Raw genomic sequence first — 21,023 nt, 5'->3', positions numbered from 1 at the left:
ATGATTGCCGTCATCGATAACCTCATGGTATCGGCGGCCATGCTCAATCACCGACAGGTCGAGATATTTCGCGCGGTGATGCGGATCGGCACGGTGCGGGGCGCGGCGGCGCGGCTGGGGGTGGCGCAGCCCGGCCTGTCGCGGATGCTCAGGCATATGGAGGACCGGCTCGGCTTTGCGCTGTTCGATCGCTCCAGCGGGCGGCTGGTGCCGACGCAGGAGGCGCATCTGCTGATGGCGCAGGTCGAGCGGGTGCATAAGGAGCTGGCCGATCTCGATCATGTCGCGCGGCGGCTGGCGGCGGGGGAGGACCGGCTGTTCCGCGTGGCCGCCTCGCCCTCGCTCGGCCATTCGGTGCTGCCGGCGCTGCTCAAGCGGCTGATCGATCGCTTCCCCGATCTGGTGCTGCAATTCGACATCCTCTCGGTCGACCAGACCGACGATTATCTCGCGCTCGATCGCGGCGACGTGACCCTCACTTTGTTTCCGATGGCCCAGCCGAACGTCCATTCGGTGCGGCTGGGGGCGGGGCGGCTGGTGGCGGCGGTGCATGCCGATCATCCGCTGGCGGGGGCGGGCACGCTGTCGGTCGGGCGGCTGGCCGGCGAAAGCCTGATCTCGTTCCGCGCCGATACGCCGCACGGGCGCGCGATCGCGGCGCTGTTCGGGGGCGAGGGGCCGCCGATCCGGACTTATGTGCGCTTCGCCGAGACGGCGGTGGCGTTCGTGGCGCAGGGGCTGGGCATCGCGCTGGTGGACAGCTTCACCGCCGCCCAGCCGCACGACTCGGCGGTGCGTATCCTGCCGCTGGTGGAGCGGGGCGAGCTGCCGGTCTATCTCAACCGCGACAGCCAGCGGCCGATGTCGGCGGCGGGCAGCGCGTTCGAGGCGATCGCGCGGGCTGCGCTGCGCTGAAGTTCCTCCCCAAGCGCGCTTGGGGAGGGGGACCGCCCAAGGCGGTGGAGGGGTTCCCCAACCCAAAGGCGGGAGCGGACTTCGCCGGTGCGCCGGACCCCTCCACCATCGCTGCGCGATGGTCCCCCTCCCCGAGCAAGCTCAGGGAGGATTTTTCTCAGGCGTCCGCCTGCGCACCCCCGAACCGTGCCTCGATCCGGCTGGCCAGAGAGGGGCGGATCGGGAGGCCGGCTTCCAGCTTGCGCCAGGTGTTATAGCTGATGCCGAACTGCGCCATCAGCGCCTCGTCGGTGCGGGTGGTGACCGAGCGGCGCAGGTGGGCGAAGACGGCGGGGTCGAGCGGGCGCATGTTATCGGGTCTCTTCGTCCATGGCGGCGATGATCTTGCCGGCTTCGGCGAAGCCGGTGTTGGCGGCGGGGACGCCGGCGTAGATGGCGAGCTGCATCAGCACCTCCTTCAGTTCCTCGCGGGTGAAGCCGTCGCGGGCGAGGCCGGTGCGGACGTGCAGTTCGAATTCCTCCCAGCGGCCGAGGCTGGCGGTGATCGCCACCACCAGCAGCCGGCGGGTGCGGTCGTCGAGGCCGGGGCGGCCCCAGATCTCGTTCCACGCGATGCGGGTGATCATCGCCTGGAAATCGTGATTGAAGGGGGTGCGCTTGGCCAACGACCTGTCGACCCATTCGTCGCCCAGCACGCGGCGGCGGTTGACCAGCCCGGCCTCGAACAGGGTGTCGGCGGCCTCCTCGCGCTTGGTGTCGGCCAGGAAGAAGTCGCGCAGCGCGCCGGCCAGCGGGCGCGGGCTTTCGATCGGGGCGAGGTGCGCCGCATCGAGCGTGGCGAGCTTGGCGCCGGGGATGGCGGCGATCAGATGCTCGCCATGGCCGGCGTAGGGCGTCGAGGTGTCGCGGCTGCCCGCCACCACCAGCACCGGCAGCGACAGGCCGGGCAGGCGATCGATCAGCGCCATGTCGCGGATCGCCGCGCCGCAGCCTGCATAGCCCGCGTCGGCCATGTCGAGCAGCCCGCGCTTCACGCTCTCGGCGACGCTGGGGTGGGCGGCGGTGAAGCCGGGGGAGAGGAAGCGGCCCATCGCGAGATCGGCGATGCCGGCGGTGCCCTCGGCACGGACCTTGGCGACCCGGTCGGTCCAGGCGGTCTTGTCCATCGTGGCGGAGGTGCAGATCAGCGCGGCGCCGGTGATGCGGTCGCCATGGTCGAGCGCCAGCTGCATCGCGATCATGCCACCCAGCGACACGCCCGCGACCGCCGCCTTGGCGATGCCGGCCGCGTCCATCGCCGCGATCACGTCGGCCGCCAGCATCGGCAGGCTGTAATCGCCCTCGGGCGCGTCCGACGCGCCATGGCCGCGCGTGTCGATCCGCAGGATGTGGAAGGCGGGCAGCAGGTGGGGGAGCGTCGTCTCCCACAGCGCCATATCTGTGCCGATCGAATTGAGCAGCACCAGCGCGGGGCGGCTCTCCACCCCTTCACGCTTCCAGTAGATGCGGGTGCCGTCACGGGTCGCAAAGGGCATCAGTCGGCTTTCCTTGAAGGGGCGAGCAAGGCGGTGACGAGGGCAGCGGATTCGCCGATATCCTCGCCGATTCCTGCGGCGGCAATATTACGCGCGATGGCGGCTTCGTCGATATCGAGGCCCTCGGCGACGTCGGCCATCACCGCCGCCGCGCCGCCGGCGAGCATCGCCAGCTCGGCCAGCACCGGCCCTTCGGCCTGCCACCCGCCGAGCCCGCGCTCCTCCTCCTGCGGCATCGCGCCGAGTACGATGGCGGTGAGACCGGGGGAGCGGAGCGCGGCCGAGAGCGCGACCTGACAGCCGGTGGGATTGCGCTTGTGCGCCATCGCGGAGGAGCCGCCGCGCCCGGCGACGATACCCTCGCGCGCTTCGCCGACGGCATTCTGCGCGAGCAGGGAGATATCGCGTGCCATCTTGCCGAGCGCGCCGGTGAGGATGGCGAGCGCGGCGGCGAGCGCGGCCGGCGTCGTGCGTTCCGCCTGCCACGGGCCGGGTGGGCTGGCGAGGCCGAGATGGCGGGCGAGCGCGGCGGCGACATCCGCCCCCTTGCCGTCGAGACCGGCGCGCGTGCCGGCGGCGCCGCCGAATTGCAGCGGCAGGCCATCGGCGATCTCGGCGGCGAGCCGGTCGGTCGCGGCGGCGATGCCGGCGGCCCAATGGGCGATGCGCAGGCCGAAGCCGATGGGCAGCGCGTCCTGAAGCAAAGTGCGGCCGATCGCGGGGGTGGCGGCGTGGCGCTCGGCCAGCGCCGTCAGCGCCGCGACCACGCGCCGCGCATCGGCGAGGATCAGCGGGATCGCGCCGGCCAGTTGCAGCATCAGCACCGTATCGGCGAGATCCTGACTGGTGGCGCCACGATGGACGGCCTTTGCCGCATCACCGTCGAGCGCGGCGCGCAGCCGCTTGACCAGCGGGATGGCGAGCGTTCCGGCCAGCGCCGCTTCGTCCGCCAAAATAGCCGCATCGATCGCGATGGCACGACTGGCCGCCCCGATCGCGTCGGCGATCGCGCCATCGATCAGCCCACAATCCGCCTCGGCGCGCGCCAGTGCCGCCTCGAACGCCAGCGCGTGCGCGATCGTCGCCGCATCGTCGAACAGGGCGAGCAGCGGGGGCGTCGTCGCCGGCCGGGTCCGCAGCAGCATCGCCATCGTCAGACCGCGAAGAACACCGTCTCGCCCGGCCCGCTCAGCCGGATGTCGAGCCGCCACTGGCCGGGGCCGGCGGGCTGGGCGATCAGCGTGTCGCGGCGGTCGGCGGGCACCGTCTCCAGCACCGGATCGCTGTCGAGCCCCTCGCTGCCCGCGAAATAGGCCCGCATCGACAGCCGCTTGATGATGCCGCGCCCGAAGACCGAGATCGCCAGATGCGGCGCCTGGAGGCTGTTGCCGGGGCCGGGGACGCGGCCGGGCAGGATCGTGCGGAAGCGATATTCGCCGTCCACCGTGGTCGAGGACCGGCCCCAGCCGACGAACTCGGGGTCGATCGCCACGTCGGCGCGGTCGTCCGCCTCGGCGAGATAGCGGCCGGCGGCATTGGCCTGCCACAGCTCGATCATCGCATCGGCGACGATATCGCCCTTCGCGTCATAGACCGTCCCGAACAGCTCGATCACCTCGCCCTGCGGCGTGCCGCGCGGGGAGGAGAGGTTGAGGACATAATGATCCTCCGGGAACAGATCGGCGCGCGCGCCCATGTCGGACTGGCCGACGAGGTCCGCGCCACCCTTCCACGGCAGGCCGTAGTGGAAGAAGGGGCCGACGGTCTGGGACGGGGTCTGGCCGAAGATCGCCGGATCCTGATTGTCGAGGCGCGGCGCGGGGTTGACGGTGCCGAGCGGATCGATCGTGTCAGTGGTCATGGCCGTCCTCCATCGGGGTCGCCTTGTCGCCGCGCAGCACCACGTCGAACAGATAGCCCAGCGCCCAGTTCGGCACGGTGCTGTGGATGTCGAAGCGGCAGACCATGCGCTGACGGTAGGGCATCGGCACCGCGTTGGCGATCGGATCGATCTCGATCAGGGGATCGTCCGGGAAATAGAGCTGCGTCACCAGCCGGGTCGAGAAGGCCGGGCCGAGCAGCGACAGATGGATGTGCGCCGGGCGCCAGGCGTTGGTGTGATTGCCCCACGGATAGGCGCCGGGGCGGATCGTGACATAGCTGTAGCGGCCCTGCTCGTCGGTGACGACGCGGCCGGCGCCGGTGAAATTCGGGTCGAGCGGCGCGTCCCAATTGTCCTTGCTGTGGATGTAGCGGCCGGCGGCATTGGCCTGCCACACTTCCATCACCGTGTTCGGCACGGGGCGGCCCTGCTCGTCGAGAACGCGGCCCGACACGACGATGCGCTGGCCCTGCGGTGGGGCTTTGTGCTGCGTCGTGAGGTCCGCCATCGCCGATCCCATCAGCCGATCCCAGCAGCCCGCGGGGCCGGTCACTTCGGTCAGGGTCTCGGGGATAGCGATCGGGGCGTGCTGGGGCGCGCGCAGCACGGTCGATCGATAGTCGAGTGCCAGCGAAGGCGGCTGGCCAGCATCCTCAGGAGTATATTGGGGAAGGGTCAGGCTCATGCCGATGCTCCTGGCGGGCCGGGGCCGCGCCGACGGCCCTCAACTCGTGTGGTGTTTATATATATGAACTTGGTTCGCATCCTTGCACGAATGGCGGCGGTTGCGTCAAGCTGGATCGTGGCGATCCCGCATCATGGGCGGCATGTCCGCTGACAGGATGTGCCGCCGGAAATCGCCCACACAGCGCCGCAGCGAGTGGCGCGCGCGGGCGTCGGCCGCCTCGTCATAGCGGGCGACCGGCACCGCGTGGTTGACCGCGCCGATCGGCTGATCCTGCTCGTCGAGGAGCACCGCGCCGATGCCGACGATGCCCGGCGTCCATTCCTCGCGCGAGTAAGCGAAACCCGATTCGCGCACCGCCGCCAGTTCGTCACGCAGCGCGGCGCGGCTGGTGATTGTGTGCGGGGTCCAGCTCTGGAAGCGAATGTCGGCGATATAATCGCGCTGGAACGCATCGGGCATGTAAGCGAGGATCAGCTTGCCGCTGGAGGTGGCGTAGAGCGGGGCGCGGTCGCCCAGCCGCATGTGGGTGACCAGCCGGTGCGACCCGATGACGGTCGCCACGACCTCCACCTCCTGCCCCCGCAACTGGTTGAAGGCGCTGCTCTCGCCGGTCTCGCGCGTCGCTTCGCGCAGGAAGGGCATGGCATCCTCCGCCAGATCGCGCCGCCCGGCCGCCCGCGCGAGCGTGGCGAGCGCCGGGCCGAGGCGATGGTTACGCCCGTCCGGTGCTATCTCGAGGTAGCCGCGCCGCGCGAGGTTGCGCAGCAGCGGCGTCAGGCTGCTCTTGGGGATAGCGAGGCGGGCGGCGATGTCGGCGTGCGACAGCGGCTGGTCGGCACGCGCGAGCAGTTCGAGCAGGTCCAGCACGCGATCGGCGGATTTGACGGCGGCCGTGTTCGAGGAATCGTCATCCGTTCTCATATGGGAACGGTGTGGGCGCTGAGACGCCAATGTCAATGCGGCCGTGTCGAATGCTCCGGTGCTCCTGCGCAGGCAGGAGCACAACGGTGAGCGTTACTTCACTACGCCGCAGGCGACACGATCGCCGGCGCCGCCGATCGGCTGGGTGGTGTAATCGTCGGCCTTGGCGTGGATCACGATCGCCGAACCGTCGGCGTCGAGCAGCGCGGGCACGCTGCCGCCGGGGCTGAGCGTCACCAGTGAGGAGAAGATCTCGGCCTTCGCCACGCCGTCCGCGCCGGCATGGATGTTGGTCAGGTCACCCGAATCGTCGCGCGCCGGATTGAGCAGGCCGTGGACCGGCGGATTGGGGCCGCCATGGACATGGCCGCCCGAATTCTTGAACGCCGCGTCGCCGCAATCAGCCTTGGCGTGGAAATGGATGCCGTGCCAGCCCGGCGTCAGCCCGGTCGCCTCGACATGGAGCAGCACGCCCTTGGGTGCTGCGGCCACGGTGATGCTGCCCCGGCTCGACCTGTCCGGCCCGATCAGCGCGACCGTCTTGCTCTCCGCGGCCTGCGCGATCGTCGGCGCGAGGGCGGGGGCGAGGATGGCAAGGGCGAGGAAGGGGGCGGCGATACGGCGCATGAGACGCTTCTCCACAGGCAGTTCGACCGGCGATCGGTCGGGGAAATCGGATGGCGGTGCAACGTCCCGCCGGGCGTTTAGCTCCCCTGCCCGCCCACGGCTGTCAATCGGTGCCGATCGCGAACCTTAACGCGGTTATGCGTTGTGATCCGTGCAACGAAAAAATGTAACCTTTGGTGGTACTCCGTTCAGGATTCCTGCTCCATATGGTTCGGCGAAGCGAGGGAGCGACGCCATGATCCACCAGAATTTTCCCGATCTCACCCCGGCCGAATGGCGCGCGGTCTCGATCGCGCTCAAGGATGCCGGCAACGTCGGTTGCCCCGGCGGATCGGGCAAGGGGATCGTGGCGAAGTTCGTGCGGGCCGTGACCGGCAACGAGGCACCCCCGCCGCTGGCCGATCCGCGACTGGAGGCGGTGCGCAGCTTCGTCTGCGCCACCCGCCGCAGCCGCCGCCCGGCCGAGCGGATGGTGCCCACCCTCGCCGCTCTGGGGTTCAACGACCGGCAGATCGAGGCGCTTTCGCTCCTCGCGGCCTGAATTCGCTGCCCCACACAGGAGAAAGACGATGATCGACGTGCGTCCTTTCGCCACCCTCGGTGGCGCCGATCACGGCTGGCTGAATGCCAAGCATCATTTCAGCTTCGCCGACTATCACGATCCCGCCCGGATGAGCTGGGGCAAGCTGCGCGTGTGGAACGATGACGTCATCGCGCCCAAGAGCGGCTTTCCGCCGCATCCGCACCGCGACATGGAGATCATCACCTATGTCCGCACCGGCGCGATCAGCCATCAGGACAGTCTCGGCAACCAGGGTCGGACGGAGGCGGGCGACGTGCAGGTGATGTCCGCCGGCACCGGCATCCGCCATTCGGAATTCAATCTGGAGGACGTGCCGACGACGCTGTTCCAGATCTGGATCATGCCGACCCGTGGCGGCGAGAAGCCCTCGTGGGGCGCCAAGCCCTTCCCCAAGGGTGACCGCGCCGGCCAGTTCGTCACGCTCGCCAGCGGCTTCGACGGCGACGGCGACGCGCTGCCGATCCGCACCGACGCCCGCGTCGTGGCGGCGACCCTGAAGGCCGGCGAAACGGCGACCTATCCGCTCGGCGCGGATCGCCGCGCCTATCTCGTCCCCGCCACCGGCGCGGTCGAGATCGACGGCACCCGCATCAACGCCCGCGACGGCGCCGCGATCAGCGATCTCGAAACGCTGACCGTGACGGCGATCGAGGACAGCGAACTGGTGCTGGTCGACGCCAGCTGACGGCGATCAGGCGAGTATCTGGCGGTAGAGCGCCAGATACTCGTCCGCCATCCGCTCGACGCTGAACCGCTCGACCACCGCGCGGCGGCAGGCGGCGCGGTCGATCTCGCCGGCGCGTTCGATCGCGGCCAGCGCCTCGGCAGGGGTGTCGACGAGGAAGCCCGTCACGCCATCGTCGATCAGTTCGGGCATCGATCCGCGCCGGCTGGCGATCACCGGCGTACCGCAGGCCATCGCCTCGATCACCGACAGGCCGAAGGGCTCGGCGAAATTGATGAGGTGGAGCAGCGCACGGGCCTGGCCCAGCGCCTTCACCCGCGCGTCGCCGCCGACCGGGCCGTGGTAGCGGATCGTCTCGCCATCGATCGCGGGGGCCACGTCGCGCTCGTAATAGCCCTGATCCTGCACGATGCCGTACATGTCGAGCGCCCGGCCCGAGGCGCGGGCGGCGTCGATCGCCTCCTTCGCGCCCTTGTCGGGGTGCATCCGGCCGAAGAACAGCAGGTCGTCGCTGCCCACCGCATCGAAGGCGAAATCCCCGACCGGGATGCCATGGTGGATCGTGGCGGCATAGCGCAGCCCCTCGGCCCGATCGGCATCGCTGATCGCGACATAGTGGATACGATCCTGATAGGGCGCGTACATCGGCATTATGCGGTTCGACGAGAAGCCGTGGATCGTCGTCACCATCGGCGTCGGCACCAGATGGGCGAAGGCGTGCGCCGGGAAATCGGCCTGGTTGTGGATCAGGTCGAACTCGCTCGCCCGCTCGAACAGATGGGCCAGATGCCGCATCTCCCACACCTTGGCGTCGATCGACGGGTCTTCGGAATACGGCGCGGGCACGACGGCGGCGAGCGTGCCGGCGGTGATGCTGTCCTGCGTGGCGAACAGGGTGACATCCACGCCGCGCGCGACCAGCGCCTCGGTCAGCAGGCTCGTCACCAGCTCCCACGGGCCATAGGCGCGCGGCGGGGTGCGCCACGAAATGGGGGCGAACATGGCGATTTTCATAAGGTGCAGATCAAGCCTTCGTCGGGGTGGAGCAGCATGACCGTATCGGGCAAGGCGCCGGGAAGGGTGGAGAGTATCGGCCGGAAACCGCCCTCGGGCGCGATAAACGTCTGCGGCATGGCGCCAAGGTTGAGGACGATCAGCAACCGTTCCCCGCCCAGCCGCCGTTCATAGGCGAGGATATCGCCCTCGGCGGCGACCGATACATAATCGCCCATCGCCAGCGCGGGATAAGCGCGGCGCAGCGCCAGCAAAGCGCGGTGCAGCGCCAGCATCGAGGCGGGGTCGTCGTCCTCGGCGGCGACATTGCGAGTTCGCCAGTCCGGGCTGATCGGCAGCCACGGCACGCCGGTCGTGAAACCCGCGCCGTCGCCCGCATCCCACGGCATCGGCGTCCGCACCGGATCGCGGCCGAGCCCGAGGCCCGGCTCGCGCAGCTCGCGCGGATCCTGCACCTTGTCGGGCGGGATATCGGTATCGGTCATGCCGATCTCGTCGCCATAATAGATCGTCGGGGTGCCGCGCAGGGTGAGCAGCAGCATCGCCGCGACGCGGGCCTGTGCGGCGCCACGCTTGGTCGCGCTGCGCGGGCGATCGTGATTGCCCAGCACCCAGTTCGGCCAGCCACCGGGGGGCAGCGCCGCTTCATACTCCGCGATCAGCCGCGCCAGCGATCGCGCGTCCCACGGCGCATCGATCAGCTGGAAGTTGAAGGGCAGTTGCACCTCGGGCGCGTCCGCCGTGCCGTAATAGTCCATCAGCCGGGGCACCGGCAGGTAGATTTCGCCGATCAGCAGCCGCGCGCCATAGCCGTCCGCGATGGCGCGCATCTCGGCGGCGATGGCGTGGACTTCGGGCTGGTCGGTGGAATGGGTCTGGAGCACGGCGTGCATCTCGCCCATCTCCGGCCGGTAATCGGGGTTCACCGGATTATCGATGAAATCGGCGTGCTTCACCATGTGCCACAGCACGTCGATGCGGAAGCCATCCACGCCGCGGTCGAACCAGAAGCGCAGCACGTCCATCATCGCCGCGCGCAGGTCCGGGTTGCGCCAGTTGAGGTCGGGCTGCTCCTTCAGGAAGGCGTGGCTGTAATATTGGCCGGTGGCCGCGTCCCACTCCCACGCGGGGCCGCCGAAATCGCTGATCCAATTGTTGGGCGGCCCGCCATCGGGGGCGGCGTCGCGCCAGATATACCAGTCGCGCTTCGGATTATCGCGCGAGGCGCGGCTCTCGGCGAACCAGGGGTGCTGGTCGGACGAATGGTTGGGCACGAAATCGAGCAGCAGTTTCAGCCCGCGCGCATGGGCGGCGGCGAGCAGCGCGTCGAAATCGGCGAGCGTGCCGAAGCGCGGGTCGATCCCCGTATAATCGGCCACGTCATAGCCGAAGTCCGCCATCGGCGATGGGAAGATCGGCGATATCCAGATCGCGTCCACGCCGAGGTCGACGAGATGGTCGAGCCGGGCAGCGATGCCGGCGAGATCGCCGATGCCGTCGCCGTTCGAGTCCTGAAAGGAGCGGGGGTAGATCTGGTAGAGGACGGCGGACTTCCACCATTCGGTTTCGGCGGGCGATGATGCATGGGCCATCTCGTTATATTCCCTCGTCATCGCGAGTGCAGCGACGCGATCCAGCCCGTGCCGCACGCTTCGGGTGAGGAGCTGGATTGCTTCGCTGCGCTCGCAATGACGAAGCGGGTCACAGGAACCGCGCCTTCGGGATCAGCGTGATCCGGCAGGCCAGGTCCGCCTCGCCGCTGGCCACGACATAATGATCGCCCGCGTCGACCATGCCGGTCGTGAACACCACCGGCGTCGGCAGATACATCTGGTGCGCGATGTCCGCCGTCAGTGCGGGGGACGCCTCCAGCAGCGGCGCGGCATCCTCCATCCGCAGCACGCGCGAGGGATCGTCGCGGTCGAGCAGCGCCCAGAAGCTGCGGTAGATGCCCACCGTCGCTTGCCGCTCGACGCCATGATAGATCGTCAGCCAGCCCGCGTCGGTCAGGATCGGCGGGGTGCCGCCGCCGATCTTCATCGCCGATGTCGATCCCGCCCGCGCGCGCAGGCCAGGCGTATCGAGCGGCTTCCAGTGGAGCGCGTCGGGCGACTGTGCCATGTTGATCGAGGGGCCACCGGCCCATTCGCTGCCGGGCGGGTAGGCGAAATAGCATTCCCCCAAGGGGCGGGTCAGCGCGAGGAACTTGCCGCCGACGAGCCCCTCGAAGAACAGCATGTCCTTGTTCTGATGATCGAGGATGATGCCTTTCAGGTCATAATGCAGCCCGTCCGACGAGACGTGCAGGGTCGTCGAATGGCGCTCGGCCGAGACCGAGCAGGTCGTCATGTACCACAGGTCGCCGATGCGGCTGATCCGCGCATCCTCGACGCCATAATCCTGATAGCGCGCTGCGGGCTCGATCGCCTTGTCGTAATGCACCGCGATCACCGTGCGGCCGTCGGCGGACAACTCCACCGGCAGCAGCCACGACAGCGACGTGAGCGCGAGGATGCGGTTGCCGCGCCCGCGCAGCTCGAACTGGCGCGGATCGGTCATGTCGACCTGATCGAGCGGATGGCGATCCAGCGCATAGCCGTCCGCCGTCCAGCGGATCGCGCGCACGGCATCGCCGTCCACCGGCTGGGAAAGCGCCTCGGCCACCCGCACCATCATCAGCAGATTGCCGTTCGCCAGCCGGGTGAAGCCGGGGTTGAAGGCGCCCAGCACATGGGTCGGCTCATCGATCCCGCGTCGCAGCGGCGAGCGCGACAGATCGACGTCGTCGGGCCGCAAGATCAGGAAATCGTCGCTCACCACCGCCCCCATGGCTTGTCGCTATCCCTCCGAACGTGGCGTGGCCGGCGCTGTTCCACGCGGCTGCAAAGGCTTTTGCCCGAGTCGCGACTATGATAGCGATTCGGGCAGGAGGGGCGCCCATGGCCGTCATCATCGGATCGCTCGCGGGCTTCGGCTTCGCGCTGCTGGCGCTGATCTTCGCGCGGATGGGCGCGCACGTCCTCTTCCCGCTGGGCTATGCCGCACCGCAGCCGGGGGTGACCGAGATGATCCCGCTGATCGGCGACGTGCAGGCCGAAGGCGTGCTGATGATCGCGCTCGGCTGGTTCGTCGCGACCTTCCTTGGCGCCTATGTGGCCGATCTGATCGCGCGGACGGTGCGCGCCGGCTGGTTCGTCACCGGCATGATGCTGGGCCTCGCGATCGGCGTCGCGCTGCGCGGTGCCCCGCCGGCGATGGTGCTGGCGAGCATGATGTTCGTTCTCGGCGCGGGCTATGCGGCCGATCGTCGATCGTGCCGCGCCTCCCGCGCCGAACGCAAGCGCCGGCGCGAGGCCCCCGCGCCCAGCCCGGTGCTGCGCCGGGCCGAGGGCGCGCCGCCGCTGCCGGGGCTCGCCTAGGCAGCCTTGCCGTCGAGGAAGCGGATCATCGCCGAGAAATCCTTGCCGGCCGCGCCCGTGTTGGCCAGCGCCTGATACAGCGCGCCCGCGCTCGACCCCATCGGCACCGATGCGCCGGCGTCCTGTGCGGCCTGGATGGCGAGCTTCAGATCCTTCAGCATCAGTCCGGTCGCGAAGCCGCCTTCGTAATTGCGATCGGCGGGGGTTTCCGGGCCGACGCCGGGGACGGGGCAATAGCTCGTCATCGACCAGCTCTGCCCGCTCGCCTTGGACGAGATGTCGTAGAAGGTCTGGAGGTCGAGCCCCAGTTTCTCGGCCAGCACGAACGCCTCGCAGGTGGCGACCATCGTCGCGCCGAGCAGCATGTTGTTGCAGATCTTGGCGGCCTGGCCCGCGCCCGCGCCGCCGGCATGGATCACCGCCTTGCCCATGTGATCGAGGATCGGCCGGGCGCGGGCGAAGGCCTCGGGCTCGCCGCCGACCATGAAGGTGAGCGTGCCGCCGTTGGCGGCCGCGATGCCGCCCGAGACCGGCGCATCGACCATCGCGAAGCCCGCCGCCGCCGCCTGCGCGATCACGGCACGGGCCGAGGCGGTGTCGATCGTGGAGCAATCCAGAAAGAGCGTGCCGGGCGCGGCGGCGGGGATGATGCTGTCGCCATAGACGGCGCGGACATGCGTGCCGGCCGGCAGCATCGTGACGACCGCCTCGGCGCCCGTCGCCGCTTCCGCCGCGCTCCCGGCGGCGGTGCAGCCCGCCGCGACCGCGCGCGCCACCGCCTCGGCCGACAGATCGAACGCCGCCACCGGATGTCCGGCCTTCGCCAGATTGGCCGCCATGCCGCCGCCCATGTTGCCGAGGCCGATGAAACCGATGCGCATGTCTCTCTCCCTTATGGTTCGTTGGCGCGGGGCTCAGCCGCGATAGGGCTCCCACGCCTCGGCGGGGTCGAGCGGGGCGAAGATGGTGTCGATCAGGTGATCGGTGACCGCTTCGGGCGTCGCCGGTTCCCAGCGCGGCTGATTGTCCTTGTCGACGATCAGCGCGCGGACGCCCTCGAGGAAGTCGTGGCGCTGCACCACCTTGGTGCCGATGCCATATTCCATCCGCATCTCGTCGGCGAAATCGGTCAGGCGCAGGCTCTCGGCCAGTTCGCGTAGCGAAACCTTGCACGCCTGCGGCGACTTGGTGGCGAGCGTGGCGCGCTGGGCGGCCGCCCATTCGCCGCCGTCCGCCTCCAGCGCGGCGAGAATGTCCTCATAGCGGTCGCTGGCGAACAGCCGGTCGATGTCGGCGCGCCAGCCCGCGATCTTGCTCTCGGGCGGGGTGGCCGACGCGGCGGCCAGCACGCCCTCGATATCGCCGGGGCGGGCGACCAGATCGGCCTTGAGCTGCGACAGCGCCCCGGAGGGGACGTAGTGCGTGGCGAGCCCGAGGGCGAGGCAGTCGGCCCCGTCGATCCGCGCGCCGGTCACAGCCAACCATGGCCCCGTGCGGCCAGGCAGGCGCGAGAGATACCAGCCGGCACCGACGTCGGGAAACAGGCCGATGCCGGTTTCCGGCATGGCATAGACGGTGCGTTCGGTGGCGATGCGATATTTCGCGGGCTGGCTGATGCCGACCCCGCCGCCCATCGTGATCCCGTCCATGAACGCCATCACCGGCTTGGCGTAGGTGAACAGCAGATGGTTCAACTGATATTCGATGCGGAAGAAGTCCCGCGCGATCGCTCCGTCGCCGCCGCCGCTTTCCCATAGCGCGCGGATATCCCCGCCCGCGCAGAAACCGCGCCCCGCGGCATGGTCGATCATCACGAGCCGTACCGCCGGATCGCTCCGCCAGTCCACCAGCGCCGCCAGCATCGCCCGGCACATGCCGGTGTTGAGCGCGTGGATCGCCTTGGGGCGATTGAGCGACAGCCGCCCGGTGGGGCCATCGATGGAAATGAGGACGTCGTCGGTCATGTCATTGGCTCCGTTCGCCCACCCCGCCAGACCCTTCAGCCCTTCAGTAGATCGCGCGCGGTAATCATCCGCATCACTTCGTTGGTGCCCTCCAGGATGCGGTGGACCCTGAGGTCGCGCCAGATGCGCTCGATCGGATAATCCATCAGATAGCCGTAGCCGCCATGCAGCTGCAGCGCCCGATCGGCGACCGATGAGCCGGTGTCTGTGGCGAAACGCTTGGCCATCGCCGCGAAGCGCGTCTTGTCGGGCGCGCCCGCCGTCACCTTGGCGGCCGCGGTGTAGAGCAGGGTCCGCGCCGCCTGAAGCTCCGTCTCCATGTCGGCGAGGGCGAATTGCGTGTTCTGGAAATCCGCGATCGCCTGTCCGAACTGGCGGCGCTCTTTGGTATAGGCGATCGCCTCGTCGAGGCAGCGCTGCGCCCCGCCCAGCGAGGAGGCGCCGATATTGAGCCGCCCGCCATCGAGCCCCGCCATCGCGATCGAAAAGCCCTGCCCCTCGGCGCCCACCATGTTGGCGACCGGCACCCGCACCCCGTCCAGATTGACCTGCGCGGTTGGCTGCGAATGCCAGCCGAGCTTCTTCTCCTGCGCGCCGAAGGAGACGCCGGGCATGTCCTTTTCGATCAGCAGGCAGGAAATGCCCTTCGGCCCCTCGCCGCCGGTGCGGACCATGACGAGATATATCTCATTCTCGCCGCCACCCGAGATGAACGCCTTGGATCCCGACACCACCCATTCGTCGCCCTCCCGCACCGCGCGCGTCTTGAGCGCGGCCGCGTCCGATCCCGATCCCGGCTCGGTCAGGCAGTAGCTGCCGAGCGTCTCGCAGGCGACGAGGCCGGGGAGATATTTCGCCTTCACCGCGGCCGAGCCATAGCTGTCGATCATCCACGCGCACATGTTGTGGATCGAGATGAAGGCCGAGGTGGAGGGGCAGCCATAGGCCATCGCCTCCATGATGAGCGCCGATTCCAGCCGCCCCAGCCCGATCCCGCCGCCTGCCTCGCTGACATAGATGCCCCCGAAGCCGAGCGCCGCCGCCTCGGCGATCACGTCGCGCGGCAGGTGATGCGCCTCGTCCCATGCCGCGGCCTGGGGGGTGATGGCATCGGCGGTGAACCTTCGCGCCATCTCCTGAATGGCACGCTGGTCCTCGGTCAGGTCGAACTGGTTGGTCATGGCAATGCCTTAGCCTGTTCCTCCCCGGCACGGGGAGGAGATAGCTCACCCCATCGTCGGGATGACGAAGCTGCTGTCGCCCTGCGGCGATCCGTCTGGGAAGCGCTGCGTCACGGTCTTGGTCTTGGTCCAGAAGCGGATGCCTTCCATGCCGTGCTGATTATGGTCGCCAAAGCCCGAGCGCTTCCATCCGCCGAAGCTGTGGTAGGCGACCGGCACCGGGATCGGCACGTTGATGCCGACCATGCCGACATTGATCCGCGCGGCGAATTCGCGTGCGGCGTGGCCGTTGCGCGTGAAGATCGCGACGCCATTGCCATATTGGTGCTTCGACGGCAGCGCCACCGCTTCCTCGAAATCCCTGGCACGCACCATCTGGAGCACGGGGCCGAAGATTTCCTCCTGATAGGTCCGCATGTCGGTCGTCACCCGGTCGAACAGGGTTGGGCCGACGAAGAAGCCGTCCTCATAACCCTGCAATTTGAAACCGCGCCCGTCGACCACCAAGTCTGCGCCTTCGTCGACGCCCATCTGGATATAGCTTTCGATCTTCGCCTTGTGGGCTGCGGTGACGACCGGGCCGTAATGCGCCTGATCGTCGGTCGAAATGCCGACGCGCAGCGCCTCGATCGCGGGCAGCAGCTTGGCCTTGAGGCGCTCGGCGGTGTCGTCGCCCACCGGCACCACCACCGGCAGCGCCATGCAGCGCTCGCCCGCCGAGCCGAAGGCCGCGCCCGAGAGGTCCGCCACTACCTGGTCGAGATCGGCGTCGGGCATGACGATGCCGTGATTCTTGGCGCCGCCCATCGCCTGCACGCGCTTGCCGGCCTGCGTGCCGCGCGAATAGACATAGTGGGCGATGTCGGAGGAGCCGACGAAGCTGACCGCCTTGATCTCGGGATGGTCGAGGATCGCGTCCACCATCTCCTTGTCGCCATGGACGACCTGCAGGATGCCGTCGGGCAGCCCCGCTTCCTTCATCAGCTCGGCCAGGCGCACCGGCACCGAAGGATCGCGCTCGCTGGGCTTCAGGATGAAGGCGTTGCCTGTCACGATCGCCGGGCCGAACATCCACATCGGGATCATGCCGGGAAAGTTGAACGGCGTGATGCCCGCGCCGATGCCGAGCGGCACGCGCATCGAATAGACATCGATGCCGGGGCCGGCGCCGATCGTATATTCGCCCTTGGTAAGATGCGGCGCGGCGCAGCAGAATTCGATCACCTCCAGCCCGCGCTGGATGTCGCCCTTCGAATCCGCGATCACCTTGCCATGTTCGGACGAGAGCAGGCGCGCCAGCTCCTCCATGTTCGCCTCGATCAGCTCCTTGAAGCGGAACATCACACGGGCGCGGCGCTGCGGGTTGGTCGCGGCCCAGCCCGGCTGTGCGGCGAGCGCCGCCTGCACCGCCCGATCGAGCACCGCCTGATCGCCCAGCGCCACGCTCGCCTGCACCCGGCCGGTGTTCGGATCGAACACATCTCCGCGGCGGGTGGGGGCGGGCGCGCCACCGCTGATATAATGATCGATCACGCGCGAAGCGGTGGCCATGTCCGTCATCCTGTCTGGGTCGTGAGACCGGTTCGGTGCCTTGTCGGGCCTGCAACCCTGCATGGCAAGGGATGGACGTGCAGATAGGGGCTGCATAAACGCAGGCAATGGACTGGGATGACCTGCGCATTTTCGCAACCGTCGCCCGCGCTCGCCAGATCGGCCGCGCGGCGGCGCAGCTCGGCATCGATCCCACCACGGCGGGTCGGCGGTTGCGCCGGCTGGAAAAGGCGGTGGGCCAGACTTTGCTCGAACAGCGGCGCGACGGCCAGCGGTTGACCGAAGCGGGCGAAGCGTTGTTCGCCCGAGCCGAGGCGGTCGCCCGGATGCTCGACGGGGTCGATGAGGGCGATGGCGAGACGGGCAGGGGCCTGCTGCGCGTGTCCGCCTCCGAAGGCTTCGGAGGCTGGTTCGTCGCGCCCCGGCTCGGCGACTTCACCGCCGCCAACCCCGGCGTGCGGGTCGATCTGGTCGCCACCAGCGGCTTCCTCAGTCCGTCGCGACGAGAGACCGATGTGGCGATCATGCTCGCCCGCCCGCGCCGGGGGCCGGTGGTAACGCGCAAGCTCATCGACTATGGTCTGGGCCTATACGCCGCGCGGGCCTATTTCGCGGATGCGCCGCCGGCCGATACGGTCACCGATCTGCGGCGCCACCCGCTGATCGGCTATATCCCCGATCTGATGTACGCCCCCGAACTCGACTATCTCGACGAGGTCGAGCCCGGGCTGGAGCCGGCGTTGCGATCCTCCAGCATCATCGCCCAATATCGGCTGGCGGAGGCCGGGGCGGGGATCGCGGTGCTGCCCTGCTTCATCGCGGACGGCGATCCGGCGTTGATGCGTGTGCTGCCGCAGGTCGCGATCCGCCGCGCCTTCTGGCTGGTGGTGCATCAGGATACGCGCGCCGTCCCGCGCGTCCGCCGCTTCGTCGAGTGGCTGACCGCGCTGGCCGAGGCCGAGCGCGGCCGGCTGGCGGGACGCTGACGGCCGCGCTAGGGAAGGGCATGATCCGCCTCCCCGTCCTCGGCCTCGTCGCGCTTCCGCTCCTGCTGGTCGGCTGCAGCGGCCCCATCGGCAACGCCCCCTCGCTTGCCCCCCGCCCGATCGAAAAGACGGCGGACGTCGACGCCCCGATCGCCGGCCCCGTCGCCGAGGCGACCCCGGCGGCGGCCGATCCGGCGATCGTGGCGAAGATCGAAGCCGCGCTGAAGGCGGCCGACGCCGGCCAGCGCGCCTTCGCGGCGGAAGAGGCCAAGGCGACGGCGGCGGTCGATCGCGCGAAGGGCCAGCCGGTCGGCAGCGACGCCTGGGTCGCGGCGCAGACGGCGCTGTCGGGCCTGCAATCGGCGCGCGGCGGGGTGCAGGATGCGGCGCAACAGATCGACGCCCTGCGCGAAGCCCACCCCAACGCGACCGACGCCGACCTCGCCGCGATCGAGGAGGCGGCGGAAAAGGTCACGGCCATCGCGACGGCCGCCGGGGACACCGTCTCGACCCTGACCGCGCGCCTGCCTGAATAAGCCTTACTTCACCGCTTTCCCGCGCAGCAGCTTCGGCAGCAGGGTCGCGGCGCCGGCGATCGGCCAGCGGCGCATCCAGGGTGTGATGGCGATCGTGGTGCCGGCGTGGCGGTTGATCTTCCAGGCGAGGTAGTCGATCCCGCCGGCGAAAGTGGCGCTGGCCTTGGCCAGGCGGAGGAGGGTGAGCGCCTTGCCCTCGCGGCGGCGGCGGGCCCAGGCGCGGGTGCCGGCGGCGCGGTCGGCGGGGGTGGCGGATTTCGCGAACGTCACGATTTCGCCCACCTCCGCCGCCAGCCCCGCCGCCTCCAGCGCGGGGGCGGTGAAGGTGCGGTAGCGGTCGGGTTCGGCGTCGACGACGGAGCCGGCGCGGTTGCTGCGTTCGGCGCGCAGTTCGGCGGCGTAGGTGAGGGCGAAGGCCTCGCGCCACAGGTCGAGCGCATCGATCCGGTCGGCGACCATCGGCCGGGCGGCGGCGAGCAGGGTGGGGGCGGCGCACGCGACCGTCGCCACGGCGCGATCGGCGGCGGCCTCGTCGGCTTGCCACACCAGCCGCGAGGGCTGGGCGAAGCGCGCCCATACCGAGACGTTGCGGGTGGCGGGCGAGGCGAGGCGGGCGAAGTCGGCCGCGCTCAGCACCGCATATTTGGCCGCCAGCCCGTCATGCTCGAACGGGAAGACGTTGGGCGGGATCAGGCGGTTGGCGGTGGCCAGCCAGCGTCGGTCGAAGGCGCGGCCGTAATCCGAGACGATCAGGTAGAAATCGAGCATCAGCCCGTCGAGGTCGCCCGCGCGCAGGCACGATCCGTAGAACAGCACCGCCTCGGCGCCCGGATGGCGGGCGGCGATGGCGGCGGCCATGGCGGTGATGCGGGGGTCGACCGGCCGGGCGAGTTCCGCCGCGACCAGCCCTTCGAGCGCCCCGGTCAAGCCGCGAGGCGGAGGAAGGGCAGCGGCGCGGTGTGGGTCAGCACGATCGGCCGGCCCGCCTTCGCCTGAAAGATCTCGCCATCGAGGATCACGCTGGAGCGTTCGCCCTCGATGCGGATCTCGTCGCCGCGCTCGACATGCACGCCCACCATCGACTGGCGGCCGAGGCTGCCCGAGAAGCCGGCGAACAAGGCCCGCAGCAGCGCCATCGGGCTCTGATCGACCAGCATCAGTTGCAGCGCGCCCAGCCGCGAATGGCCGCCCGACGTGGTCGAGCCCAGCAGCATCCGTTGCAGCGTGGTGACGATCAGCAGCGAGAAGCGGCCGGCGATCTCGCCCTGGCGGATCAGCGACACCTTCACCGGCGACGGACGCGGCGGCAGGAAGGCGAAGCGCAGGCCGAGGACCAGCGACAGCAGCACCGCGAAGGCCGTCAGCACATGGCTCAAGCCGTTGGGCAGCCCCAGCGGATAAATCTTGTGGCGGCAGTAGAGCATCGAATCGGCCAGACCCGCGCCGCCGAGGAACATGCCCAGCACCGGCCGCCCGCCGGGCTCGCCGTCCGAAAGGCTGATGAGTTCGCGCTCGACGCGATGATCGCCCTCGATCCCGCCGCGCGCGATCTCCATCACCCGCTCCAGCGCCTCGATCGGATCGCCGGTGGCGCCCAGGTCGAGCGCGATCAGATTGGTCTTGCCGTTGGGCAGCACCGCGACGAGCGGCGGCGAATTGCCGAAATGGCCGCCGTGGTGAAGCTCGGTCAGCGTCGCCTGCACCGTGCCGTCGCCACCGTTGATGACGAGGATGCGCGGCGCCACGCGGGCGATCGTCTTGAGCGCGGGGCCGATCTGCTCGATCGTCTCCACCTCGTAATGGAAGATGTCGGCGTTCGCGGCGCAGAAGCTGCGGATGCGCGGCAGCAGCGAGCGATTGCCCGTGGAGCGAGGGTTCGACAGGAGGGCCACGAGCGCCACTAAGAATCAGCCTTCACGTTTGACGGGCTTGAAACTGCCGCCCTGGAGGTAGCGCAGGGTGACCGGCACGACGGCGATGCCGTCGCGGACCCGCACCGACACGCGGGCGGGATCGGGCTTGCGCTTGAACATCACGTCCCACATCGAGAGATCGGGGTTGCCGGACATGCCGCCACCATCGGACATGTCGCTCTTGCCCGATCCGTTGACGTCGTGCCGCACCGAGACGGCGTAGACGCCCTCGCGCTCGACCGGCACGCACACCTCGATCGTGCCCGAGGCCGGCGCGCGGACCTCGATGCGCTTGAGGTAGCTGCCCTTGTCGAAGAAATTGGCCGGATCGCCACCGTAGGACTGGACGCGAATCACGCCGGTGCGTGCCTTCAGGCCGGTGACCTTGACCAGCATCGCCGGGCGGTGCGCCTCGTTGCAGACCTGCGCCTCAGGGCCGAGCACCGCCGCCTTGCTGGACCCAGCACCGATCGACCCCGTCGATACGAGGGCGGCGGCAAGGGCGGCAATACGCAGTTTCAACATGACCGACAGACTCCTGGAAGCTATAGCGCCCACCCAAGCGACCTGGGTTGGGCGGAAACGGCCCCCTTCGCAGTGGACAAGTGGCGTGCGATTGCGGC

The 21,023-nt window shown here is 69.3% G+C and carries 23 protein-coding genes; 6 read left to right on the top strand and 17 right to left on the bottom strand.

The genetic code is table 11. The annotated features are described in order from the left end of the window. Positions 1-24: 24 nt before the first annotated feature. A complete protein-coding gene (locus PQ455_RS14640; RefSeq protein ID WP_273686836.1) occupies positions 25-915 on the top strand; it encodes a LysR family transcriptional regulator in 891 nt (296 codons plus the stop codon). A gap of 157 nt (positions 916-1,072) precedes the next feature. Here the strand turns inward: PQ455_RS14640 and PQ455_RS14635 are convergent, their stop codons facing one another. The 7 genes from PQ455_RS14635 to PQ455_RS14605 form a co-directional block, all read right to left on the bottom strand. After that, positions 1,073-1,264 carry a hypothetical protein gene (locus PQ455_RS14635; protein ID WP_273686835.1) on the bottom strand — a complete coding sequence of 64 codons (192 nt, stop codon included), beginning with the start codon at positions 1,262-1,264 and terminating at the stop codon, positions 1,073-1,075. 1 nt (position 1,265) lies between these two features. Then, the gene (gene pcaDC, locus PQ455_RS14630; RefSeq protein ID WP_273686834.1) at positions 1,266-2,450 is read right to left on the bottom strand and encodes a bifunctional 3-oxoadipate enol-lactonase/4-carboxymuconolactone decarboxylase PcaDC; all 1,185 of its coding nucleotides are present in this window, start codon (positions 2,448-2,450) and stop codon (positions 1,266-1,268) included. Beyond that, complete coding sequence (locus PQ455_RS14625; protein WP_273686833.1) at positions 2,450-3,601, bottom strand: lyase family protein; 1,152 nt, start codon at positions 3,599-3,601, stop codon at positions 2,450-2,452. The genes pcaDC and PQ455_RS14625 overlap by 1 nt, the downstream gene beginning before the upstream one ends. A 2-nt stretch (positions 3,602-3,603) precedes the next feature. Next, complete coding sequence (gene pcaG / locus PQ455_RS14620) at positions 3,604-4,311, bottom strand: protocatechuate 3,4-dioxygenase subunit alpha (protein WP_273686832.1); 708 nt, start codon at positions 4,309-4,311, stop codon at positions 3,604-3,606. Beyond that, positions 4,301-5,017 (bottom strand): protocatechuate 3,4-dioxygenase subunit beta, encoded by a 717-nt coding sequence (pcaH, locus tag PQ455_RS14615; protein WP_273686831.1) that lies wholly within the window; start codon positions 5,015-5,017, stop codon positions 4,301-4,303. Before pcaH ends, pcaG begins: the two co-directional genes overlap by 11 nt. Before the next feature lie 105 nt (positions 5,018-5,122). Then, entirely contained in the window at positions 5,123-5,941 is an 819-nt protein-coding gene (locus tag PQ455_RS14610; protein WP_273686830.1) for an IclR family transcriptional regulator, read from the bottom strand. A gap of 93 nt (positions 5,942-6,034) precedes the next feature. Further along, on the bottom strand, positions 6,035-6,568 hold the full coding sequence (locus PQ455_RS14605) for a superoxide dismutase family protein (protein WP_273686829.1): 534 nt from the start codon (positions 6,566-6,568) through the stop codon (positions 6,035-6,037). Positions 6,569-6,803: 235 nt separating this feature from the next. Here PQ455_RS14605 and PQ455_RS14600 point away from each other — a divergent pair, with 235 nt between their 5' ends. Both PQ455_RS14600 and PQ455_RS14595 read left to right on the top strand, forming a co-directional pair. Then, a complete protein-coding gene (locus PQ455_RS14600) occupies positions 6,804-7,109 on the top strand; it encodes a hypothetical protein (RefSeq protein ID WP_273686828.1) in 306 nt (101 codons plus the stop codon). A gap of 28 nt (positions 7,110-7,137) precedes the next feature. Next, the gene (locus PQ455_RS14595) at positions 7,138-7,836 is read left to right on the top strand and encodes a pirin family protein (RefSeq protein WP_273686827.1); all 699 of its coding nucleotides are present in this window, start codon (positions 7,138-7,140) and stop codon (positions 7,834-7,836) included. Between the two features lie 6 nt (positions 7,837-7,842). On the opposite strand, the gene PQ455_RS14590 is transcribed toward PQ455_RS14595, so the two are convergent. From PQ455_RS14590 to PQ455_RS14580, 3 genes are all read right to left on the bottom strand, one after another. Then, positions 7,843-8,850, bottom strand: a complete 1,008-nt coding sequence (locus PQ455_RS14590; protein WP_273686826.1) for a glycosyltransferase family 4 protein — start codon at positions 8,848-8,850, stop codon at positions 7,843-7,845. Further along, entirely contained in the window at positions 8,847-10,442 is a 1,596-nt protein-coding gene (locus tag PQ455_RS14585) for an alpha-amylase family glycosyl hydrolase (RefSeq protein ID WP_273686825.1), read from the bottom strand. The genes PQ455_RS14590 and PQ455_RS14585 overlap by 4 nt, the downstream gene beginning before the upstream one ends. Positions 10,443-10,551: 109 nt before the next feature. Continuing rightward, positions 10,552-11,679, bottom strand: coding sequence for a glycoside hydrolase family 130 protein (locus PQ455_RS14580; protein WP_420542789.1), 1,128 nt, complete (start codon positions 11,677-11,679; stop codon positions 10,552-10,554). A gap of 110 nt (positions 11,680-11,789) precedes the next feature. Between PQ455_RS14580 and PQ455_RS14575 the strand changes: the two genes are divergently transcribed. Then, positions 11,790-12,269: a hypothetical protein gene (locus PQ455_RS14575; RefSeq protein ID WP_273686823.1), complete on the top strand. Its 480-nt coding sequence runs from the start codon at positions 11,790-11,792 to the stop codon at positions 12,267-12,269. Here PQ455_RS14575 and mmsB read toward each other — a convergent pair. Genes mmsB through PQ455_RS14555 form a run of 4 tightly spaced genes read right to left on the bottom strand, consistent with a single transcriptional unit; the run spans position 12,266 to position 16,965 of the window. Further along, the gene (mmsB, locus tag PQ455_RS14570) at positions 12,266-13,150 is read right to left on the bottom strand and encodes a 3-hydroxyisobutyrate dehydrogenase (protein WP_273686822.1); all 885 of its coding nucleotides are present in this window, start codon (positions 13,148-13,150) and stop codon (positions 12,266-12,268) included. The two genes, PQ455_RS14575 and mmsB, sit on opposite strands and share 4 nt — an antisense overlap. A gap of 33 nt (positions 13,151-13,183) precedes the next feature. Continuing rightward, the gene (locus PQ455_RS14565) at positions 13,184-14,233 is read right to left on the bottom strand and encodes an enoyl-CoA hydratase/isomerase family protein (RefSeq protein ID WP_273686821.1); all 1,050 of its coding nucleotides are present in this window, start codon (positions 14,231-14,233) and stop codon (positions 13,184-13,186) included. 35 nt (positions 14,234-14,268) lie between these two features. After that, a complete protein-coding gene (locus PQ455_RS14560) occupies positions 14,269-15,414 on the bottom strand; it encodes an acyl-CoA dehydrogenase family protein (RefSeq protein ID WP_273686820.1) in 1,146 nt (381 codons plus the stop codon). Positions 15,415-15,459: 45 nt separating this feature from the next. Next, the gene (locus PQ455_RS14555) at positions 15,460-16,965 is read right to left on the bottom strand and encodes a CoA-acylating methylmalonate-semialdehyde dehydrogenase (RefSeq protein ID WP_273686819.1); all 1,506 of its coding nucleotides are present in this window, start codon (positions 16,963-16,965) and stop codon (positions 15,460-15,462) included. Between the two features lie 107 nt (positions 16,966-17,072). Here PQ455_RS14555 and PQ455_RS14550 point away from each other — a divergent pair, with 107 nt between their 5' ends. Continuing rightward, positions 17,073-17,951 carry a LysR family transcriptional regulator gene (locus PQ455_RS14550; protein WP_273686818.1) on the top strand — a complete coding sequence of 293 codons (879 nt, stop codon included), beginning with the start codon at positions 17,073-17,075 and terminating at the stop codon, positions 17,949-17,951. 20 nt (positions 17,952-17,971) lie between these two features. Next, positions 17,972-18,487, top strand: coding sequence for a hypothetical protein (locus PQ455_RS14545; protein WP_273686817.1), 516 nt, complete (start codon positions 17,972-17,974; stop codon positions 18,485-18,487). Positions 18,488-18,490: 3 nt separating this feature from the next. Here PQ455_RS14545 and PQ455_RS14540 read toward each other — a convergent pair whose 3' ends face one another. Genes PQ455_RS14540 through PQ455_RS14530 form a run of 3 tightly spaced genes read right to left on the bottom strand, consistent with a single transcriptional unit; the run spans position 18,491 to position 20,925 of the window. After that, positions 18,491-19,414, bottom strand: coding sequence for a hypothetical protein (locus tag PQ455_RS14540; protein ID WP_273686816.1), 924 nt, complete (start codon positions 19,412-19,414; stop codon positions 18,491-18,493). Next, positions 19,411-20,388: a diacylglycerol/lipid kinase family protein gene (locus PQ455_RS14535; RefSeq protein ID WP_273686815.1), complete on the bottom strand. Its 978-nt coding sequence runs from the start codon at positions 20,386-20,388 to the stop codon at positions 19,411-19,413. Before PQ455_RS14535 ends, PQ455_RS14540 begins: the two co-directional genes overlap by 4 nt. A 6-nt stretch (positions 20,389-20,394) precedes the next feature. Beyond that, positions 20,395-20,925, bottom strand: a complete 531-nt coding sequence (locus PQ455_RS14530) for a DUF2141 domain-containing protein (RefSeq protein ID WP_273686814.1) — start codon at positions 20,923-20,925, stop codon at positions 20,395-20,397. Positions 20,926-21,023 lie beyond the last annotated feature (98 nt).

This window comes from Sphingomonas naphthae (assembly GCF_028607085.1).
Lineage (GTDB): Bacteria > Pseudomonadota > Alphaproteobacteria > Sphingomonadales > Sphingomonadaceae > Sphingomonas_Q > Sphingomonas_Q naphthae.
Note: the sequence above shows the minus strand (reverse complement) of the source record. Positions and strands in the feature narration are given on the sequence as shown.

Coding starts and splice junctions, on each gene's coding strand:
- mmsB (WP_273686822.1), bottom strand. CDS start 13,150: ATGCGCATCGGTTTCATCGGCCTCGGCAACATGGGCGGCGGCATGGCG.
- PQ455_RS14580 (WP_420542789.1), bottom strand. CDS start 11,679: ATGGGGGCGGTGGTGAGCGACGATTTCCTGATCTTGCGGCCCGACGAC.
- PQ455_RS14600 (WP_273686828.1), top strand. CDS start 6,804: ATGATCCACCAGAATTTTCCCGATCTCACCCCGGCCGAATGGCGCGCG.
- PQ455_RS14640 (WP_273686836.1), top strand. CDS start 25: ATGGTATCGGCGGCCATGCTCAATCACCGACAGGTCGAGATATTTCGC.
- PQ455_RS14545 (WP_273686817.1), top strand. CDS start 17,972: ATGATCCGCCTCCCCGTCCTCGGCCTCGTCGCGCTTCCGCTCCTGCTG.
- PQ455_RS14550 (WP_273686818.1), top strand. CDS start 17,073: ATGGACTGGGATGACCTGCGCATTTTCGCAACCGTCGCCCGCGCTCGC.
- PQ455_RS14565 (WP_273686821.1), bottom strand. CDS start 14,233: ATGACCGACGACGTCCTCATTTCCATCGATGGCCCCACCGGGCGGCTG.
- pcaG (WP_273686832.1), bottom strand. CDS start 4,311: ATGACCACTGACACGATCGATCCGCTCGGCACCGTCAACCCCGCGCCG.
- PQ455_RS14530 (WP_273686814.1), bottom strand. CDS start 20,925: ATGTTGAAACTGCGTATTGCCGCCCTTGCCGCCGCCCTCGTATCGACG.
- PQ455_RS14610 (WP_273686830.1), bottom strand. CDS start 5,941: ATGAGAACGGATGACGATTCCTCGAACACGGCCGCCGTCAAATCCGCC.
- PQ455_RS14595 (WP_273686827.1), top strand. CDS start 7,138: ATGATCGACGTGCGTCCTTTCGCCACCCTCGGTGGCGCCGATCACGGC.
- PQ455_RS14625 (WP_273686833.1), bottom strand. CDS start 3,601: ATGGCGATGCTGCTGCGGACCCGGCCGGCGACGACGCCCCCGCTGCTC.
- PQ455_RS14605 (WP_273686829.1), bottom strand. CDS start 6,568: ATGCGCCGTATCGCCGCCCCCTTCCTCGCCCTTGCCATCCTCGCCCCC.
- PQ455_RS14575 (WP_273686823.1), top strand. CDS start 11,790: ATGGCCGTCATCATCGGATCGCTCGCGGGCTTCGGCTTCGCGCTGCTG.
- PQ455_RS14555 (WP_273686819.1), bottom strand. CDS start 16,965: ATGGCCACCGCTTCGCGCGTGATCGATCATTATATCAGCGGTGGCGCG.
- pcaDC (WP_273686834.1), bottom strand. CDS start 2,450: ATGCCCTTTGCGACCCGTGACGGCACCCGCATCTACTGGAAGCGTGAA.
- pcaH (WP_273686831.1), bottom strand. CDS start 5,017: ATGAGCCTGACCCTTCCCCAATATACTCCTGAGGATGCTGGCCAGCCG.
- PQ455_RS14585 (WP_273686825.1), bottom strand. CDS start 10,442: ATGGCCCATGCATCATCGCCCGCCGAAACCGAATGGTGGAAGTCCGCC.
- PQ455_RS14635 (WP_273686835.1), bottom strand. CDS start 1,264: ATGCGCCCGCTCGACCCCGCCGTCTTCGCCCACCTGCGCCGCTCGGTC.
- PQ455_RS14560 (WP_273686820.1), bottom strand. CDS start 15,414: ATGACCAACCAGTTCGACCTGACCGAGGACCAGCGTGCCATTCAGGAG.
- PQ455_RS14590 (WP_273686826.1), bottom strand. CDS start 8,850: ATGAAAATCGCCATGTTCGCCCCCATTTCGTGGCGCACCCCGCCGCGC.